This is a genomic window from uncultured Rikenella sp. (assembly GCF_910579375.1).
Lineage (GTDB): Bacteria > Bacteroidota > Bacteroidia > Bacteroidales > Rikenellaceae > Rikenella.
This window is the reverse complement of record NZ_CAJTUJ010000007.1, coordinates 1-18,707: the sequence shown is the minus strand read 5'-3', so window position 1 is coordinate 18,707 and position 18,707 is coordinate 1. Positions and strand designations below refer to the sequence as shown.

The 18,707-nt window shown below is 54.0% G+C and carries 23 protein-coding genes and 1 tRNA gene; 8 read left to right on the top strand and 16 right to left on the bottom strand.

What is annotated here, in order from left to right; all coding sequences use genetic code 11:
• Nucleotides 1-104: 104 nt before the first annotated feature.
• The 15 genes from QZ302_RS01610 to QZ302_RS01540 form a co-directional block, all read right to left on the bottom strand.
• The gene (locus tag QZ302_RS01610) at nt 105-1,967 is read right to left on the bottom strand and encodes a phage terminase large subunit family protein (RefSeq protein WP_294591727.1); all 1,863 of its coding nucleotides are present in this window, start codon (nt 1,965-1,967) and stop codon (nt 105-107) included.
• Nucleotides 1,964-2,566: a hypothetical protein gene (locus tag QZ302_RS01605; protein WP_294591725.1), complete on the bottom strand. Its 603-nt coding sequence runs from the start codon at nt 2,564-2,566 to the stop codon at nt 1,964-1,966. Before QZ302_RS01605 ends, QZ302_RS01610 begins: the two co-directional genes overlap by 4 nt.
• Before the next feature lie 113 nt (nt 2,567-2,679).
• Nucleotides 2,680-3,348: a phage tail protein gene (locus QZ302_RS01600; protein WP_294591723.1), complete on the bottom strand. Its 669-nt coding sequence runs from the start codon at nt 3,346-3,348 to the stop codon at nt 2,680-2,682.
• Entirely contained in the window at nt 3,345-3,569 is a 225-nt protein-coding gene (locus QZ302_RS01595; RefSeq protein ID WP_294591721.1) for a hypothetical protein, read from the bottom strand. Before QZ302_RS01595 ends, QZ302_RS01600 begins: the two co-directional genes overlap by 4 nt.
• 20 nt (nt 3,570-3,589) lie before the next feature.
• A complete protein-coding gene (locus QZ302_RS01590; protein ID WP_294591719.1) occupies nt 3,590-4,108 on the bottom strand; it encodes a hypothetical protein in 519 nt (172 codons plus the stop codon).
• Between the two features lie 455 nt (nt 4,109-4,563).
• Nucleotides 4,564-5,151 (bottom strand): hypothetical protein, encoded by a 588-nt coding sequence (locus QZ302_RS01585; protein WP_294591717.1) that lies wholly within the window; start codon nt 5,149-5,151, stop codon nt 4,564-4,566.
• Nucleotides 5,148-5,975 (bottom strand): DNA cytosine methyltransferase, encoded by an 828-nt coding sequence (locus tag QZ302_RS01580; RefSeq protein ID WP_294591804.1) that lies wholly within the window; start codon nt 5,973-5,975, stop codon nt 5,148-5,150. The genes QZ302_RS01585 and QZ302_RS01580 overlap by 4 nt, the downstream gene beginning before the upstream one ends.
• A gap of 16 nt (nt 5,976-5,991) precedes the next feature.
• The gene (locus tag QZ302_RS01575) at nt 5,992-6,366 is read right to left on the bottom strand and encodes a hypothetical protein (protein WP_294591715.1); all 375 of its coding nucleotides are present in this window, start codon (nt 6,364-6,366) and stop codon (nt 5,992-5,994) included.
• A 2-nt stretch (nt 6,367-6,368) separates the two neighbouring features.
• A complete protein-coding gene (locus QZ302_RS01570) occupies nt 6,369-8,867 on the bottom strand; it encodes a DNA methyltransferase (RefSeq protein WP_294591713.1) in 2,499 nt (832 codons plus the stop codon).
• Nucleotides 8,868-8,871: 4 nt separating this feature from the next.
• Nucleotides 8,872-9,390: a DUF1064 domain-containing protein gene (locus tag QZ302_RS01565; protein WP_294591711.1), complete on the bottom strand. Its 519-nt coding sequence runs from the start codon at nt 9,388-9,390 to the stop codon at nt 8,872-8,874.
• Nucleotides 9,374-9,676: a hypothetical protein gene (locus QZ302_RS01560; protein ID WP_294591709.1), complete on the bottom strand. Its 303-nt coding sequence runs from the start codon at nt 9,674-9,676 to the stop codon at nt 9,374-9,376. Before QZ302_RS01560 ends, QZ302_RS01565 begins: the two co-directional genes overlap by 17 nt.
• Before the next feature lie 4 nt (nt 9,677-9,680).
• Nucleotides 9,681-10,598 (bottom strand): hypothetical protein, encoded by a 918-nt coding sequence (locus QZ302_RS01555; protein ID WP_294591707.1) that lies wholly within the window; start codon nt 10,596-10,598, stop codon nt 9,681-9,683.
• 11 nt (nt 10,599-10,609) lie between these two features.
• On the bottom strand, nt 10,610-10,930 hold the full coding sequence (locus QZ302_RS01550) for a helix-turn-helix domain-containing protein (protein ID WP_294591705.1): 321 nt from the start codon (nt 10,928-10,930) through the stop codon (nt 10,610-10,612).
• A gap of 1 nt (nt 10,931) precedes the next feature.
• Entirely contained in the window at nt 10,932-11,138 is a 207-nt protein-coding gene (locus QZ302_RS01545) for a hypothetical protein (protein ID WP_294591703.1), read from the bottom strand.
• Nucleotides 11,139-11,305: 167 nt separating this feature from the next.
• Complete coding sequence (locus QZ302_RS01540) at nt 11,306-11,677, bottom strand: hypothetical protein (RefSeq protein ID WP_294591701.1); 372 nt, start codon at nt 11,675-11,677, stop codon at nt 11,306-11,308.
• A gap of 134 nt (nt 11,678-11,811) precedes the next feature.
• Here QZ302_RS01540 and QZ302_RS01535 point away from each other — a divergent pair, with 134 nt between their 5' ends.
• The 4 genes from QZ302_RS01535 to QZ302_RS01520 all read left to right on the top strand — a co-directional run bounded on the left by QZ302_RS01535 (nt 11,812) and on the right by QZ302_RS01520 (nt 14,133).
• Nucleotides 11,812-12,192 (top strand): hypothetical protein, encoded by a 381-nt coding sequence (locus tag QZ302_RS01535; protein WP_294591698.1) that lies wholly within the window; start codon nt 11,812-11,814, stop codon nt 12,190-12,192.
• An 86-nt stretch (nt 12,193-12,278) separates the two neighbouring features.
• Nucleotides 12,279-13,373 (top strand): type I restriction endonuclease, encoded by a 1,095-nt coding sequence (locus QZ302_RS01530; protein ID WP_294591696.1) that lies wholly within the window; start codon nt 12,279-12,281, stop codon nt 13,371-13,373.
• A gap of 29 nt (nt 13,374-13,402) precedes the next feature.
• The gene (locus QZ302_RS01525; protein ID WP_294591694.1) at nt 13,403-13,609 is read left to right on the top strand and encodes a hypothetical protein; all 207 of its coding nucleotides are present in this window, start codon (nt 13,403-13,405) and stop codon (nt 13,607-13,609) included.
• Complete coding sequence (locus tag QZ302_RS01520) at nt 13,606-14,133, top strand: ion transporter (protein ID WP_294591692.1); 528 nt, start codon at nt 13,606-13,608, stop codon at nt 14,131-14,133. Before QZ302_RS01525 ends, QZ302_RS01520 begins: the two co-directional genes overlap by 4 nt.
• Before the next feature lie 81 nt (nt 14,134-14,214).
• Here QZ302_RS01520 and QZ302_RS01515 read toward each other — a convergent pair.
• Nucleotides 14,215-14,301, bottom strand: a tRNA-Leu gene (locus QZ302_RS01515).
• A 209-nt stretch (nt 14,302-14,510) separates the two neighbouring features.
• Between QZ302_RS01515 and thrS the strand changes: the two genes are divergently transcribed.
• The 4 genes from thrS (at nt 14,511) to rplT (ending at nt 17,850) form a co-directional block, all read left to right on the top strand.
• Nucleotides 14,511-16,463: a threonine--tRNA ligase gene (gene thrS, locus QZ302_RS01510; protein WP_294591690.1), complete on the top strand. Its 1,953-nt coding sequence runs from the start codon at nt 14,511-14,513 to the stop codon at nt 16,461-16,463.
• Between the two features lie 62 nt (nt 16,464-16,525).
• On the top strand, nt 16,526-17,098 hold the full coding sequence (gene infC / locus QZ302_RS01505) for a translation initiation factor IF-3 (protein ID WP_294591802.1): 573 nt from the start codon (nt 16,526-16,528) through the stop codon (nt 17,096-17,098).
• Nucleotides 17,099-17,166: 68 nt separating this feature from the next.
• Nucleotides 17,167-17,361 (top strand): 50S ribosomal protein L35, encoded by a 195-nt coding sequence (gene rpmI / locus QZ302_RS01500; RefSeq protein WP_294591688.1) that lies wholly within the window; start codon nt 17,167-17,169, stop codon nt 17,359-17,361.
• 144 nt (nt 17,362-17,505) lie between these two features.
• Nucleotides 17,506-17,850, top strand: coding sequence for a 50S ribosomal protein L20 (rplT, locus tag QZ302_RS01495; protein WP_294591686.1), 345 nt, complete (start codon nt 17,506-17,508; stop codon nt 17,848-17,850).
• The last annotated feature ends 857 nt before the right edge of the window (nt 17,851-18,707 follow it).

Here is an 18,707-nt window from a genome sequence, read left to right as displayed (position 1 = left end):
TTTAATTAATAATAGATTGTTTTTCAGCAGCTGTTCCGGAACCACTGGTGCAGCCCCCTTTTACAAAATCCGTACCAACCCATCTCATCGGTCATTTTGTCAGGCTATCTATCCCAAAAGCTGCTTCGGCGTCGTTTTCGTTCGCCTTTGGGTTTGGTTGATTTGTTCGGTTCCGACTTGGCGGCTAATCCGCCCAGGGTGGCCAGCTTTTCGGGCGACAAACGGTCCAGACCGAGAATCGTTGCCGCGGCACGCGCGTATATCCGGCAGTCCAGCGGCTCGTTACGCTCGTATTTCTTGACCCATACGGTGTGGCGATAGCCGCGCACGATCTTGACGACCTGTTCTTCGGCGGTCAGTCCGCGGAAATAGTGTTCGTCGTACTCCGGGAAATGGCAGTAACCTGGCGGCGGATTCCCGTCGCTGTCTTTTTCGAGCCGTAAATCCGAATACAATTCGCCTTTGAGGAGCGACACCCCGATGTTCCAGAGCTTCGTTTTTCCGACCCGCTTTCCGGCTTTGGTCACATCGACGGATTTGGGCGGCATGACCGCCATCTTCTGCCCGTCCTGTCCCTTGGTCGGAATGACACGCGAACCGGAGAACCGACGGCAAAAAGTATAAACGTGCGTCGTGTTGTATCCGCTATCGATGGCCATCAGTTGCAGCGGCAGTTCCGCACCGTCCCGACGTTCCCACCGTTCGCCCACCACTTCGGCCAACTCGTCCCATACTTTTTTACCCGCCGTGTCGCCATCGATCACGCGGTAGTCGATGGAGTAGGAACGTTTGTCGGCACACCATCCCACGATCTCCAGCTCCAGCCGGTCGCGCTGGACGTCCACCCCGGCCGTGATGAAACAAACGTCGTCCGGAACGCTGTTCGTCCGGTAGCTTTCCCGCCGGTTGTACAAATTCTTGAACGGCGGTGCCTCGCCCCGCTCTGCCCACGTTTCGCCCAGGGTCGTGTTGACAAACACTTTCAGCCGGGATTGATTGTCTTTCGCCTTGACGAAGTCGGCGGCGATTTCGCCCCACGACTGCCACCCGAACGGAGAATACAGGGAATTGAGGTGGAACCCGATCGTATCCGGATTGGATTTTTCGGGTTTGCTGGCCACCCACTCGCCGTGCGCGAACATTTCGACCTTGTGCCGCTCCTCGATCCGCGCGCCGCAATGGACACACTCATAACGGGCCGTTTCCGGACGACCCTCGTCCCACTTCAACTGCGAGAAAGTCAGCGGTTGCATCCCGCCGCAATACGGACACGGGACATGGTAGTAGTTTTGATCCGTTTCCAGGAACTCGCTTTCGATGACAGACAGCCCGCTAATGGTCGGAGTGCTGACGATATAGATTTTCTTGTTCGGGAACGTGCGGGTACGGGCGATGGCCAGTTCGATCGGCGACCCTTCGCCATCCAAATCCTGCGGATACGCATCGACTTCGTCCAAGATTAGGAAACGAATCGGTACGGACCGTAGCCCGGCGGCACTGTTTGCGCCGGCGAACAGCAAAACCCCGCCGTCGAAACTCTTTTGCATGATGGTGTTGTTGCTGTCCCTACTCTTGTTCACCGCCACGCGGGCTTTTACCTCCGGGCACATTTCGATAAGGGGATCGATACGGCCTTTGGATAACCGTTTGACCATCTCTTCCGTGGGTTGAACGAACATAGCTGGGGCCGGCGATATGTGCATGACGTAGCCGATGAAATTTGTTCCGCTTTCGGTTGCCCCGACTTGTGCCCCCTTCATGAAAACCACCTTCTTGTACGGCTCGTGAATGCTCAGACACTCCATGATTCGCCGTAGGTACGGAGTCCGGTCGGTACGATACCGCCCCGGCTCTGCCGACGACATGGGGGACAGGTATCGGTACCGGTCGGCCCATTCCGCAACCGAGATGCGCGGAACCGGACGTAGTCCCTGAAAAAATCTGCCTATGCTCGTGTAATCACTCATTTCTCCAGTCGTGCGCCGATGTCGGCCAGCTTCTCCAGCTCGTCCGCAATGGCGTTGTAGATGATGCCATGCGCTTTATTGCGGTTCGCAGCTTCCGCAATCACTTGGTCGATGATCCGATCCGGGATGACCAGCAGGGCGTTTCGTATCTCTTGTGCCGCGGCGAATAGTTCGGCATCTATGGTTGCTTTCTCAACAAGCGATCCTTCTTTTTCCGCCAACTCCAGTTCGGCCAAACGCGCCTTGGCGATCTTCTCTTGTAGCTGAGCGTCTTCATAGGTCAAGGTTATCGCCGGATTTTCGACGTGTTTCTGTTCGGGGGTAATAAAAGCACTGTCGAAAGTTTTGATGTACCCCGCCAAAGTGAGGCGGATTTTACGGGATGTCGGATGCGCGGCATTCATGGAGCAGTACCACGTTTTGGCCGCCTCGTGCGGGTCGAGATAGTACGGGGATGTCGCAGCGGTTCCGACACGGGCGGCAACCTGTTCCGGGATATGTCCGCGTTTGATGGCCGCAGCGATGGTCTTTGAACTTATGCCGGTCAGCTCCTCGAAATCCGATATTTTAACCCATCCCTTGGGTGCTCTCTTTTTCATCCTCCGAACGCTTTCTGCTTCCTATGATAATTTTTCCCGCTAACTAACCGAAAACCGCGGTGCCGACTACCCCCGATGCGGATCGCCGGAAAGAACCTACAAAAATTCGCCACTCAACGATTTTGCGCGGCGATTTTAGCGACCCGAGCGGTCAATATCCCGCGCACTCGGGCGGTTACTTCGTTCCCCATAAACTGTTGAACATCCTGTGCAATCTTTTTATTCACACTCATTGAGAAAACAGATGGTCCCATACGCTGGGTAATCCTCACTTTGTCGTTCTTTGTACGACCGATCCCGCCCTTACGCCGCTCCGCTTTCGTATAGTAGTAGAAACCCTTTCGTTTGATGTATTTTCCTCGACTGAACACTCCAGTGTGTTCGCTGGTCTCTTCTCCTTTCTTACCCGCCGGAACAGTGGCAATGAACGCATTGCGGATATATTTCGTTTGCCCTTTATGAAAAGCGACAGAAATAGACGATTTCGACTGTTTGGGTTTGAATGCAATGACCGGCAACCGATTCTCGTTAATCGAGATGGCACCCCATAGCTTGCCGCGATTGGACCAGGGCGATACTTTAGCCGTACGGGCCAGGTATTTTTGAGTAATGTTGTATTCGTCCTTAATGTTCTTGGTAATCCGAGATATGGACCTTGACAAGACTCTGTTAATGGCTTGCGACGTCAACCGGAGAATTTCATTCTGAGACAATCTGTTGCGAAACTCATGCTGGATGCGTTCGATTTCGCCCCGTTTCTCTTGGGTAAATTCGATCTTCATTGATTAGCTTTTTGACCTGCTGTTTGCTCCTGTTCCATGGCCGTCAGCTGCTGTTCGATCTTGATGTAGGCTTCGACGGCCTTAGGGGTGCGTTTCTTAAGAAATTCAAACCAGCGGCGCGAAACGCCCGCTTGGCGGCAAAGGCTGGCGATGGAAATTCCGAGGGCATTGGCCCGGCGGGTAATCTGTTGTGCCAGTTCGTTCGGTGTCGGCTCTTGCATAGCTGCTCAGTGGGATAGGGTTAGTAATTGGCAGCCACATACCGCAGCATAAACCGTTTGACCGTTCGCAACCATTTCCGGCGGCTGGTACTTGCGCCGCTCAGGTACGAATCTTTCGCGTACTTTCCGCCTCGCTCTGCGTGCGCCCGGTATTCCCGGATTTCACCGGTCAGGCACACGCGCAACAGATAGCACCAATCCCATTCAAAGCATAGCGACAGTTTGTCGGCATAACAAAGCCGCGACGGCGCAACACCGTCTTTGCGGGCATAATGCCGGGAGTGGTAACGGGTAAACTCTCCCCATTCCGGACCGAATAAGCGGGCCATGATCCGCGCGCCGGCCTCAACGTGTGTTTCACCCTCCGGACCGTCCATGTTGGGCTTTCCCCAGTATCCCCAGTCGTGTACAATGAATGCCAACCACAAGCGCGGATCACTTGGGAACCCATAGAGCCGCCACCATGCCGCGGCCACCAACAGGGGGTGAATGAATAGGCAGTGCGCCCCGAACAAGAGACTTTTGGTGCCGATTTTCATTATTCGTTCAGTTTTTGGACAAATTGATTCAGACGGGCGCAACCCTCGCAGTTTGGCCGACATCTGCCGTCCTGGAACGGACACATCCGTTTGAACGCCTCAACTGCCTTAGCCTGGCAATCGTTTACGAAGGCAAGATACCTTTTCGTTCGTTACAAACATCTGCAAATCGACAATCGTAGTTCCCACCATACCAGTCCTTGGAAAGGTATGTGCGACACTCCTTGCAATATTCGTGTATGTGGGTTTTTGTTTTCACTATTCGGTTTGTTTCGTTTGTTCCAGTTCTGCAATCCGTTTTTCCAACTCGGCAATCCGTTTTTTTCGCTTCTCTTCTTCTGCGTTTCTCTCGATGCAAGAGCGACAACGCCATTGAGGGTAAGGGAAACTGTAATTTGTCGGTTCTAACTTTGCGCCACAGTGGGGGCATTTTGGTCTTCCGAAAAGTCCCATAGTTATTCGATTTTGATTTGTAGGTTTTTGGCTGTTACATTGGTTCGGATGACGGTCGCGGCCAGCGGGTTGGTCTCGGCGGCGACGTGCCGGAGCAGGGTCGGGATCCCCCGGAGCCTGTCTGCCGTGTCGAACCGGAAGCGGGGACAAAGCCGGTCGTTGTACTCCGCGATCAGCTCCGCCAAGGCCAATGCGATGCTCTTGTACTTTGACACCTCCCTCGGCTCGGATACCCCTTCCACAGAGTCGTCAATGATCCGGTAGGCCGCTTCGCACCGGTCGACGTAGGGCCGCCCGAGGTCGGTGTGGCGGGTGAAAACCCGATAGGCCGCCTCGCTGACCTCCGCCGTGAGGGCGTCCATGCGGTTCATGGCCTGTTTGGCGGCGTGGCGCAACATCCCGGCCTCCCGGAGCGTGCGGGTCAGGTCGCCCACGGCAAACAGCAGGCACTGCACGAAAAGCAGCATATCGACTGCATAGTAGGCCTGCTGCTGTTCGTCTACAGTTGGCGGCGATGGCTTCCGGTTCATTTGCTGCTGCCGGAGCAGCTGCAACCGTTCGTAATGCGTAAAGCGGGCGTGGGTTATCATCTTTCGTATTCGTTTATGGCTTGAAATATCCGATAGGCCACCTGCGGCACTATCGCGTTTCCGTAGGCTTTGATCGATTCTGCGCGCCAGCGAGGAACGGTGATTCCGTCCAATCCGGCGGGAAGCCCATCATCTCCGCTACAAACCGGGGATTGAGTCGGGAACCGTTCCCAGGTTGGCATCGGATGATAACTTCCTTCACGATGCTTCCGCATCTGTTCGCTTGACTTTTCGGGAGCGTTGTATTCTTCCCCTCCTGAGCCGTCGGTGTTGGCAGCAAGGCCGTCGGATAAAACACCGTCCGACCTCCCTCGTTCCGTTTCAGACCCTGCGTCTGTGCGGTGGGCAACAAACCAGACCCGGTCGCGGCGGTGGGGAGCTCCGACACTGCAAGCTGGAAGTATAAGCGGTTGCACTTCGTACCCCGCAGCCTCCAGGTCAGCACACACCTGCTCGAAGACCATCCCGCCGTTCCAACTAAGGATTCCGCGAACGTTCTCGCCCACGATCCAGCGGGGACGAATCTCGCGAATTGCTCTAAGCATCTCGGGCCACAGGTGGCGGGGATCATCCGTTCCTTGCCGCTTACCGGCAACGCTGAACGGCTGGCATGGGAAACCTCCCGTAAGCACGTCGATTCGATCTCTCCAAAGAGTGAAATCTGTCGTTCGTATGTCGGTGTATTGTTCAGCATTCGGAAAGTGGTATTTGAGCACTCGTTGGCAAAACGGGTCTATTTCGCAGTTGAAAAGATTCGTCCACCCGGCCCATTCAGCGGCCAGGTCGAACCCTCCGATCCCGGAGAACAGCGATGCGTGGGTCATTTGGTTTTCGGTGGTATCAGTCATTCCCGTGAATTAGCACCGCCCGCCCGTAAACAATTTCATATTCACGCCCGCATTTCGGGCATTTCATGCAATGACTATCGCAGGCCGCCGTCATAACATCCTCGAATGAATCGCTACGGCCGAAGTAATTGCACTCGAAATCGTTGCTTATCACTTTTCCGCAAATGCAAGTAATCTGCCCTGTATACCGGAGCTCTTCTATCGAAAATTCGAGTTCTATCCCGTCTCCGTTCGCGTCGATTTCACGCTGTTCTGCTTCTCTTTCTGCTTGCTGCAAGAGAGCGATCTGTTCTGCGTCGCCGATGCGTGGCGGCACTTCAACGCCATCGCGCCAAAACTTGCCGTCTTTCAATGTCAATTTTCCCATAGTTATGCCGTTTGAATCATGTCGAAAAGCGTGGGGGCGTTTCGATTTTGTTCCGCTTCTCGGAGATACACCAATGAATCCCGCCAATAATCCGGATTTAGCTCCGTAGAGAGGCCGAAACGCCCCATCTTGACAGCCGTGTACGGTACCGTGCCGATTCCTCCGAACGGATCGTAGACCACCTCGCCCGGATTGCTGTACCGGTTGATGATTCGTTCCACGATGTCCAACTGAAGCGGACAGATGTGGTTTTGGAGCCTCTTTTGCTTCTGTCGGCTGTTGAGCGTCCGCATCCGGACGACATCGTCCCATACCCATTCCGATTTGCTGACCGGGTCCACCGCCATGAACGTCGCCGGCAACCGCCCCGCCGTGTCCATCCGCTTGGCCAACTCCACGTGGGCCGCATAGTCGTACACCAGTTCCCGAGATTGGAGGCGAAAGAATCGGCGCGCCTTGTCCACATCCATAGCCGCGAACTCATCCGCCGACAGGAGCCGGTTACCCGAACTGTTCCAAAAGGCATGCGCGTCGATCTGCCATTGCGCCCGGGTGTACTCCTCTTTCGACTTGCATACCGGAACATCCGCGTATGCTTTACTCCCGTCCGTGGGCCGCTTGCGGAACAACAGAATGTATTCCGGACATCCCACCCCCATTTTCGAACCGTCCTTGCACTGCTCCGACCATCCGAGGCGGTAAGTTTGGTTGTTCTCCCGAACCACATCTGTAACCACCGTAATCATCCCCACCATGTGAAACCCGTGTTTGAGGTAGTGCGATATGCACTCCGAATGGAACGGGTCGATGGTCGGCATTCCGGTACCGGTGGCGTTGCCAAACAATACCCGGTCCTTGACATGAACCGCCGCGATCCGCCCCGGCTGGAGCACCCGCAACAGTTCCGGCGTCAGGTAATCCATCTGCTCGAAGAACTTGGCGTTGTTCTCGTTGTGGCCGAAGTCGTTGTAACTGGGCGTATATTCGTAATGGTTGCTGAACGGGATAGAGGTGTGGATCAGTGCGACCGAATTGTCGGCCATCCGGGCCGTTTCGATCGTCGTGTCGTTGTGGATGGCCCGATAGTAGCGGCCGGCCTCTTCGCGTCGTTCGACGCCGATGGAACGTTGCATTTTTTCGTAAATATTGGTGGTGTTCAATCCGTTTTCCCGAATGATTCGCGTCATCTGCTCGACCAAATAGTCGTGCTGTTTCCATTTCTTCTGCAAGGCTTTGAGGATTTCGCCCTCGCTTTCGGCATAGATGATGTGTATTTCGACCTCTTCGGTTTGCAGAAAGCGATACACCCGGTGGACAGCCTGGATAAAATCGTTGAACTCGTAACCGATCCCCGTGAAGATCGCCTTGTGGCAATGCCGTTGGAAGTTGCACCCCTGACCGCTAATACTGGGCTTGGTGGCCAAATATTTGATCCGACCGTGCGAGAAATCAACAATCCGCTGTTCTCGCTGGTCGAGGTCTTGCGAGCCGTACACCTCCGTGATCTCCGGGATGGCCGTTTTGAGTGCATGCCGTTCGGCTTCGAGATCGTGCCAGATTACGTAATGACTCTCCGGATCGGCCTCGATGATCTCCCTGGTTTTGGCGATCCGGGCCGCCATGCTGTCGCGTTTTTCGCGGGCCGCCTCTTTGAGGCCCAACGCCGCATCGCGGAACAGCTGGCTTTGGCCGAACTTGTCCACCAATCCCGCATCGTGCTCGACCGCTACTTCATGGTAGATTACCCGCATCTCCGGCAGGTCATACCCTGCGTCGTCGAAACCCAGGTCGGACGGCTTGGTGATGAACAGAGCCCACGACGACAGCCACAACCAAAATTCGCGCTCCTTGTGCGGATAGAGGGTCAGGTTATTGGCCTTGGTGCTGTCTCGCTGGAAAAACCGCGTCAGAGCTTGGCCGGTGTCCATCACCCCGAGGAAACCGGCGTAATGGATCAACTCTTTGTACTTGTTCGGCGACGGAGTGGCCGTACAGACGAACCGGTATTTGACATCGCGGAACTTCGGCAGGAAAGTCTGGTAGGTCTTCGACCCGAACGACCGCAATACGGAGGCTTCGTCGAGGCAAACGACGGTATAGTCGTTCGGTGTTATATCCCCGTCCCGCATCCGCTCGTAGTTGGTGATCTGTACGGTCGCGGTGCTGGCCAGCGATTCAGCGCGGTTGCGGATGTACTCCACTTCCATGCCGAGCAGCTCCCGGGCGTCCTGCGTAAACTCCTGCTTCACGCCGAGCGGACAGACGATCAGTGCGCGGCCGCCCTCCCGGGCGGTAATGATGCGGCATATCTCCAACTGCTGGAGCGTCTTGCCAAGTCCGAAGCTCTCGAACAGGGCGCGGCAACCGCCGCGAACGGCCCATTTGACCGCTTCGCGCTGGTGCGGTTTGAGGATCGGGGATAATTCCGTCTCCTCAATCTCGAACCCGCTCTGTACGGCCAAATTGATCTTGCCGTTCAAAAAATCCGAATAGGTTTTCATGGCCTCAACGTTTTTCGTCTATCAATCGCCCGACAAGGGCACTGCATTCGTCCGGGTTTCGCGGCAGCTCGATCCGTGTCGTCATGCCCGCTTCGGCGAACTGTCGTTTTAACATTTTGATTCGTAAAGTCCCCTGCTGGGTCTTGTGGCCTTTGGTGTCGATCACCATGTCGTGATCCGGCAGCCAAAAATCCGTGGTGTATGTTACGGGGCGTACCGTTTCGCCATTGTACCGGAACCCCTCTTGCAAGACATATCGTTTCTGAAACTCGAAACCGATCCCGTGCAAGGTCAGCAGGTCATACATGAAGCGTTCGACCTTGCTGGCGAAAACAACCCCGTCCCGCTCGATTCGGGTGGCATTCCGGACCTTCCGATTGCCGTTCGGACTTCCGCTTGACCACATCGCCCGAAGCTCCTCAACGGTCATCGTTTCGCCATTTTGCGATTTCCGATCCGGCATCCGATCCGAAACGCCGCCGTCTTGCCCGTTTTTAGCCTCACTGTTAAATTTTCTCTTCAAATCCGAATACTTCATTATCCAAGTCGATTTGATTCGATTTTCCGACCTCTTTTTCGTTTTTCTCATCCTCTTCCTCCTCAACCGGCCCGTATGATCGGCTCGTTGCCGTCCGATGGGAGGAGATTACCCCCTGCTCTTCGAGGGCCGCCAGTTTGTCGCTCAGTCCATCGGTACCCCCGGCGGCCACGTATTCCGCCAGTATCTCCGGGAACAGGGCAAATACCGGCTCTTTCCGGGCCGCTCGCTTGCGGGCGACAATACGGCGGATGATGTCGAGTATTTCCATGGCATTACGCATTGGGGGAGATGTCTTGTCGACGGGTGAATAGCTTTTTGCCGTTCGGGGTCGTTGCCACCGGTCCGAAATCGTCCATCGAATACCGCCCCGTGGATACCAGGTCGCAAACCTCGCTGTACGTGTATTGCTTCCCCGCTGCGGCCTCTTTGCGCTCACGTAGAATCGCATCCCGACCGGCAAAGGCAACGAAGGTGGAATAGGCCGATTTGTTCTTGGTCGCTCCCTTGTTGTCCATGGCCATCACAATTCGCCGGATGTCGTCATCGGTGTATTTCCCGGCCAGCCATTCCGCCTGTTGCTCCGTCAGCGGTTCGGCCATCCGCAGCACGGCCGGATAGTTGGTCGCCACCCAGCTCAAAATTTCCGTCGCGCGCGATTTTTTCTTACGTTCTGTGGAAAAATCTGTGTGTGTGATATTCTTACATTCTATATTCTTTTCATTCTTACATTCTTGTATAGTGGTCAATGGCTGGTCGGTCGTTGTGCGCTCGATGGTCGGTCGTTGGCCATCAGATGGGCAACGGCTGGCCATTGACTGGTCATTCGTTGTGCATTCGTTGGCTACCGGCTGTTCATTCGGTTGGTCGCCGCCTTGGTAAATAGCCCAGTTACATACTGAGACTAAGGTGCTTGTGTTGGTCGGTCGTTGTTCAATCTGTTGTTCGCTCTCAAAGAGTTTCAGAATCCGGCGCACCTTACTCTCGTCTATCCGGAACATTTCGGCGATTTTCCGCCGCCCGGTAATCAGCTGCCCCGGTTGCAGGGTAATTCGCTTACCGTTGAACATGGCGTCCGTGGGCGTATGCGCGGCGTTATGCAGCAGATAGCCCCATACGGCGTAATGATCCGCGTCTTTGCAGACGATCGGGTTATCCAGTATGGCCCGATATGATTTGATCCAACCTTCCATCGTTTGTTCGTTTATTGGGCCGGTTCGTTTTTGGCATTCAAAATCCGGTCGATGTCCGACTTTCGGTACCGACGTTGTCCGCCGATCTCGATGACTTTCAAGTAGCCGTTTTTGTCCCACCGCCAAAGCGTGCTGCGATTCACCGACAGCTTTTCCGCCACGTATTCGATCGTGTATAACATCTCCGTCTTTCCGTCGGCGATTTCCCGCTCGATCTTGAGGCGTGTGGCATCGGCAACGGCCTGGGCGAACTCCTTCAAATCCGCTGACGAAATGGCCAGCGTGATGTTGGCCCCGCCGTTTATCAATTCTTCGAGTTTCAAGGCTGCCATGTTAGGAATCACGCATTACTTTGATACTATCGGCCCCCAACGTCGCCGCGACGACCAAACGGACTTTCTTGCGCTGCGAATACCGAGACGCAGCCGACCGTACGTTCGATTCGGTGGCATCCGAAAGCCGGATTTCAACCGTATCGCCGGCCTTTTTGAGGTTGTCGAACGTGGCGATCAAATCGACTCTTTTGACTATTTCCACCATGGGTGTGTGGTCTTTGGGTTTTTCTATTGTTCGTCGCTCCCGCCCCGGTCTCGCTCCGGGCGGCGGCCTTGCGCCGCTACGGGAAAACACTTAATTTTGAGATGTCCAAAACTTAAAATCAAGTGTTATGAATACTCAACTAATCAATGATCTTGCTGGTCGGATTTCTAATTATCGCCGGGATCATCTAAATAAAATCGAGCGGTTTTTTCAAAATCTTCTTCTTGTATCATCAAGCATCCTTGGAATACTGGTTGTCCTTCCTGTAAACATTTCCACTTTACCACGGCTCCGAGTTCTGTATCTATTTGCTCTAATTCTATTGTGCATTTCTTGTCTGTTAAATGCGATTCAACTATACGCATTATCCAATCAGTCGCTGAAAGTGGCCCAGGAGTTAGAAGCAGGACGTAACAAGGTCCTAAAAGGTCATTCTGTTGACCAATCCATTTGTATTTATGTACCCATCCCCAAATGGATTTTAGTTTTTCAAAAAATCGTCTTGCTATGCTTTCCTGTTTCACTTGTTTTGCTGGCATCGTATTCGATTATTAAAGCCTATTTATAGTTATCGCTCCGTTAAATTGTTACATTTGTTATTGCAACTGTGATTGCAAGGGCAAAGATTGCGAATATTATCGCAATAAACAAGTAGTCTGCTAAGATTTTCGCAATGACAAAGCAAAGAATTTTACAATACATTGAATTTAAGGGGATTAGTAAGACTGTTTTTTTCCAGTCAACGGATATAAAACGGGGATTATTAGATGCCGACAAGATGAATGCAACTGTTTCCGATGTCGTTCTTGCGAAAATCTTAGTTGCTTATCCTGATCTGAATATCGAATGGCTTATTACTGGAAAAGGGGAAATGCTGAAAGACGGTGGTTTGAATATTGCAAAAAATGACGTAAAATTGTGGGCGGTGATTGAGTCGCAACAACGCACGATTGAGCAAAATGCTAATACGATTGCTGCGCTGACTCAACAGTTGGCACAAAAGGGGGATGTGGCGGGTGTGCCGGGTGTTGCATCGACGGCGGCACGCGGATAGTCTCGACACCTCAACGGCATGCCGCATTTCGGACATTCAAGAAAAGCGCGCTTTAACAATTAGAAATATCTACTAAAATTTTTCACATGGATTTTCAAGACATTATACGGCAGTTGGTGGAACGCATCGAAAAGATGAAAGATAACGTTCTGACGGAAGAGGCGACAAAAAACGCTTTTATTATGCCGTTTATCAATGCGTTGGGTTACGACGTTTTCAATCCGACCGAAGTCGTTCCCGAGTTCATCTGCGACATAGGCACCAAGAAAGGGGAGAAGATCGATTATGCCATTATGCAGGACGGGAAGCCTGTCATTCTTATCGAGTGCAAGCATTGCTTGCAGGATCTTAGCCTGCACGATAATCAATTGTTGCGGTACTTCACCGTTTCGCCGGCCAAATTCGGTGTGTTGACCAATGGTATCATCTATCGATTCTATACCGATCTGGAGAAAGAGAATGTGATGGATGAAAAACCGTTCTTGGAGGTCAATTTGTTGGAATTGCGGGACACGCAGATCGAGGAGTTGCGCAAGTTCCATAAGTCGTATTTCGATGTGGATAACATCATGAATACGGCAAGCGAACTCAAATATACGAATGAGTTGAAACGGCTGATCGCTTCCGAGATGAGTAATCCGACGCCGGAATTTGTGAAGTTTTTCGCTCGGCAGGTGTATAGCGGCCAGATGAAAGAGCGGGCAATGGAGCAGTTTACCGGCTTGATGAAGCGTGCCGCCTCGCAGTGGAAAAACGACATTATCAATGAACGGTTGAAAGCCGCTTTAAATAATGACGTTCAAGTTTCGACTACTTCAACTGCGGAAAAATCGGAACCAGAGGCGGAACATTGCGAAGATTCCGACAACGGTATCGTAACTACTGCGGAAGAATTGCAGGGCTATTATATCGTTAAGTCTATTCTGGCGCAAAAAGTATCTTTGAATCGAGTTGTCGGGCGCGATACGAAGTCGTATTTCGGGGTTCTGCTGGATGACAACAACCGGAAGCCGATTTGTCGATTGTGGTTCAACCGGAGCAATAAATACGTCGGCACATTCGATGCGGAGAAGAATGAAACTCGACATTTGATCAACAGCCTGGACGAGATTTATACTTTGGCGGAACCTATCTGTGCGGCTGTCGATTATTACGAAGGGACGACCAACGGCGGGGAGTAATAGTAGACCCTGGGCGTTTCATGCAAAGTATGATTGAATTTCGCCAGCGGATATATCAGATCGTAGAAAAGAGCGAGGGGCACAGCGGACTCAGTTACGGATACGACATATTCATGTCCGTTTGCATCTGCCTGAGCTTGTTGCCGCTGTTCTTTCGGCAGCAGTATCCGGTGTTTTACTATTTCGACCTCTTCACCGTTATTGTCTTTATCCTGACTATATCGCCCATTGGATGACCGCCGACCTGCGGCGGACTTACGCGCATCGGTGGGCGGCTTTCCTGCTGTATCCGATCACGCCGATGGGGATTGTGGATTTGTTGTCCATTTTGCCCGGCGTCAATCTGCTACCGAACGGGTACAAGATTTTCCGGGTGTCGCGGCTGCTGAAGATCGTGCGGGTGTTCAAATTCTTTCGCTACTCCGAGCAGTTCCAGCTGCTGTTTCGCGTCTTGCGGAACGAACGGAAGGTGCTGTTGTCGGTGTTGATGATCGCCGTGTTCTACATCGTTGTTACCGCGCTTATCATGTTCAATGCGGGGCAGGGGAGTTCCCATTTCGATTCCTATTTCGATGCGCTGTATTGGGCCACGACGACCTTGACGACGGTAGGATACGGCGATATTTGCCCGGCGAATGACTTGGGGCGGGTGATTAGTATGCTTTCTGCGTTGTTCGGCGTGGCGATCATTGCGCTGCCGTCGGGGATTATCACGGCTTCTTACCTGGATGAATTGCGCAAGGAGCGGGACGGGAAATAGGGGATTTGTTGTGCAAATGTTGTGCGGATAGAAAAAGAAAGAGAGGTAACCGACTGAATGTCAATCATCTCTCTTTCTTCATGGTGCCCAGGACAAGACTCGAACTTGCACGCCGCAACCGGCACTACCCCCTCAAAGTAGCGTGTCTACCAATTTCACCACCTGGGCGAGAGGCCGCACCCTCCGCAAACCGCAGAAAAGTACGAAAGCGGGACAAAGGTAACGCTTTTTTTGATTCGTGCAACCCCTCGGATGAAAAAACCGTTCGGAAGTTCGCTTTTCCGCCCCTCCGTGTACCGAAACAGAGAAAAATGGCTAACTTTGTCAATCCGTCCGCGCCGAGCCGGAGCGGACGGCGTTTTACACACCGAGCAAGTATGATCGACATTACATTCCCCGACGGCAGCAGCCGTCAGTTCGCAGCAGGCGTCACGCCGCTTCAGATCGCCGAATCGATTAGTCCGAGACTGGCGCAGGAGACCTTTGCCGCGACCGTGAACGGACAGAGCTGGGATATTCAGAAACCGATCGAAAACAGCGTCTCTGTCCGGTTCCACAAATGGGACGAACCGGAGGCGAAGCATGCTTTCTGGCACTCCTCGTCGCACCTGTTGGCCGCGGCGCTCGAGCAGCTGTATCCCGGCATCAAGTTCGGGATCGGGCCGGCCATCGATAACGGATTCTATTACGACGTCGACTCGCCCACGCCGATTACCGAAGGCGACCTGGCGAAGATCGAACAGAAGATGCTCGAAATCGCCAGAGAGAAACAGCCGTTCGTGCGGCGCGAAGTCTCCAAGGCGGAAGCGATGGAGACCTATACGAAGAAGGGCGACGAGTACAAGTGCGAGCTCATCGGCGACTTGACCGACGGGACGATTACCTTCTACAGCAACGGCGCGTACACCGACCTTTGTCGGGGGCCGCACCTGGCGGATACCGCTCCGATCAAGGCCGTGAAATTGACCGCCGTGGCGGGGGCTTACTGGCGCGGGGATGAAAAGCGGAAGATGCTCACCCGGATTTACGGTATTACCTTCCCGAAGAAATCGATGCTCGACGAATATCTGGCGCTGGTCGAGGAGGCGAAGAAACGCGACCACCGGAAGCTGGGGAAAGAGCTGGAACTCTTCACCTTCAGTCCGCGGGTGGGGCAGGGCTTGCCCCTGTGGCTGCCCAAGGGGGCGGCGCTCAGAGAGCGGCTGGAGAATTTTCTCAAAGGGGTGCAGAAACAGTACGGGTACGAACAGGTCATTACCCCGCATATCGGGATGAAAGATCTGTATGTCACCTCGGGACACTATGCCAAGTATGGGAAGGATTCTTTTCAGCCTATTCATACGCCGGACGAGAACGAGGAATTTTTGCTCAAACCGATGAACTGTCCGCACCACTGCGAAATTTATCGGTCGAAACCGCGTTCTTATAAGGACTTGCCCGTTCGGCTGGCGGAGTTCGGGACAGTGTACCGGTACGAGATGAGCGGGGAGCTGCACGGGTTGACCCGTGTGCGCGGGTTTACGCAGGACGACGCCCACCTCTTCTGTCGGCCCGACCAGCTCAAAGACGAGTTCAAGAAGGTGATCGACATCGTGCTGTATATCTTCAAGACCTTGGACTTCAAGGAGTTTACGGCACAGGTTTCGTTGCGCGATCCGGATAACAAGGAGAAATACATCGGGACGGACGAGAACTGGCACAAGGCCGAGACCGCGATTATCGAAGCGGCGGCGGAAAAGGGGCTGGAGACCATTGTGGAGACCGGCGAAGCGGCTTTCTACGGGCCCAAGCTCGACTTTATGGTCAAAGACGCCTTGGGGCGGAAGTGGCAGCTCGGGACGATCCAGGTGGACTACAACCTGCCGGAGCGTTTCGACCTGACCTACAAAGGATCGGACGACAAGGAACACCGGCCGATCATGATCCACCGCGCCCCGTTCGGATCGATGGAACGGTTCGTCGCCGTGTTGTTGGAACATACCGGCGGGAAATTCCCGCTGTGGCTGACCCCGGAGCAGGCCGTCGTACTGCCCATCAGCGAAAAGTACAACGACTACGCGAAAAAAGTTGCTAAATTGCTGAATAATTGCGATATTCGCACCCGCGTCGACGACCGCGACGAAAAAATCGGCCGTAAAATCCGGGATAACGAGTTGGCCAAGGTGCCCATTCTGCTCATCGTGGGCGACAACGAACAGCGGGACGAGACCGTCACCGTCCGGATGCAGGGCGAGGGTAAGGATCGCGGAGCGATGACTCTGGCCGACTTCACCAAGATGGTGGCCGACCTCGTTGCCGAAGAGATTCGGCCCATCGCCGATAACATGTAACGTGCGGCACGCTTTTTGCGACCGCCACACCCTGGACTAAATATACTAAGGAGGACAAAACTATAGCACTACCACCGCGCCCAAGACCGTCGCGCCCGCCCTTCCGCGGACGCGTACAGAAAGAGAATCCCCACCGGATCAACCGGGAAATTACCGCTCCGCAGGTGCGGTTAGTCGGGGAAAATATCGCCCGGCAGGATGTTTATTCGTTGCAGGAGGCGTTGCGCATGGCACAGGAACAGGAACTCGACCTGGTGGAAATCTCGCCGAAGGCCGAGCCGCCGGTGTGTCGCATCATCGACTACCAGAAATTCCTGTACCAACAGAAGAAAAAGGCCAAAGAGATTAAAGCCAAGGCCGTTAAGGTCGTTGTCAAAGAGATCCGGTTCGGGCCTCAGACCGACGACCACGACTATAACTTCAAACTCAAACACGCCGAAAACTTCCTGAAAGAGGGGGCGAAAGTCAAGGCCTACGTCTTCTTCCGCGGACGTCAGATCGTCTTCAAAGATCAGGGGGAAATTCTCCTGCTGCGGTTTGTCCAGGACCTCGAAGAATGGGCTAAAGTCGAACAGATGCCCAAACTCGAAGGGAAACGGATGAGCATTATGCTCGCGCCGAAGGCGAAAAAGTAATCCCGATGTTTTCAGGGGATTCATTGTGTTGAAACACACTATTTTAACCATCTAAATAAATTTCGACCATGCCGAAAATGAAAACCGTTGCCGCCGCCAAGAAGCGCTTCACGCTCACCGGCACCGGCAAAGTGAAGAGGAAACACGCTTTCAAAAGCCACATCCTCACCAAAAAAACGACCAAACAGAAACGCAATCTCACCCACACCGGGACGATGAGCGCTACCGACACGCCGGCTGTCAAGCTGATGCTCGTGAAGTAGATTCTGTTCGACGGCCTCCGTCCGGGCCATAAAAACCGGGCGATACTTTATTTTAACCCAGATCGCGTCCGGCGGAACCCACGCAGGTTCCCCCAAGCGTCGCCCGAACGGGTCGACCGCCGGCCGATCGAAAATCGCATCATTATGCCAAGAAGTGTCAACGCGGTAGCCAGTCGCGCTCGCCGCAAAAAGGTTCTTAAGCTCGCCAAAGGGAACTTCGGTTCTCGTTCGAACGTCTGGACCGTCGCAAAAAACACGGTAGAAAAAGGTTTGACCTACGCCTACCGTGACCGCAAAAACAAAAAACGGAATTTCCGTGGCCTTTGGATTCAGCGTATCAACGCAGCCGTGCGGGCTAACGGGATGACCTATTCCGAATTCATGGGTAAAGTGAACGCCAAAGGGATCGCCTTGAACCGTAAGGTTTTGGCCGACCTGGCGATGAACCACCCGACGGCATTCGCCGAAATCGTCAAGACGGTTAAGTAATAAACGCCCGTCGTCTATTTTATCGATAGTGTGTCACCCGATCGGGGAGCACCGTTTTGTGGCCGCATTTGCGGTATACAGCGGTCTGCTCCCCGATCTTTTTTGTGGGGCAGGAAGATGAGGCGGGGCAGTTGTGGGATCTCGGTAGTAGCGTGTAGTTTTGGGTAGAGTTTGGCAGTAAAAACGCCCTGTGGACGCACCCGTCCGGTATAAGGGTGGCCTGCCCGGCTTGAGGGCAGTTCCATCTGGGTCAAAATTCGACCGCGCGCCACGCCTAAATAGGAAAATCGTCAAAATGTGCTCGCACGTTTTGACTGGATTTTCAAGGCGCGCGGAACAAAGAATGGGGGAGGAATTGGGCCGAGGCGGCCCATTGCCCACCGCGGGCACGCGGGGCCTGCCCGGCCCGAGGGCAGTCTCCTCCCGTAGCCGCAGTGAGGCGGACACGGGGCAGAGAATTGGGCCGTGCTTTTGCCAAGCTTTGGGGCCGAGAGCGAATAGCTAAGTTCCCGTGCCAACGGTCGGCCCGCAGCCCCCGGATGCGGAGGGCCGAAATACTCCGCTCGCACTCCGTATTCGTTCTCCGCTGGCTGCGGCTGAAAACGCATTTCGCAGAATGGGGCGACGAATGAGGTAGTGCAGTTGCGGCTCACAGAGCCGCGCAGTGCGCCCCACCCCACGCGGCGGACTGCAACTTGCCGGAGCTCGTTGCATTCACCGCTGGCGGCGAATTGCTATAGGCTGAGAGCGAATAGTGCGCCGAAGAAGAGCCCCACAGGTTTGGGCGGAGTTCTTGCGACCCTAAAGGGTCGCGCGGGCCGAAGCCTCCCGCCGCGGAGGGACGCACAGCGTCTTTT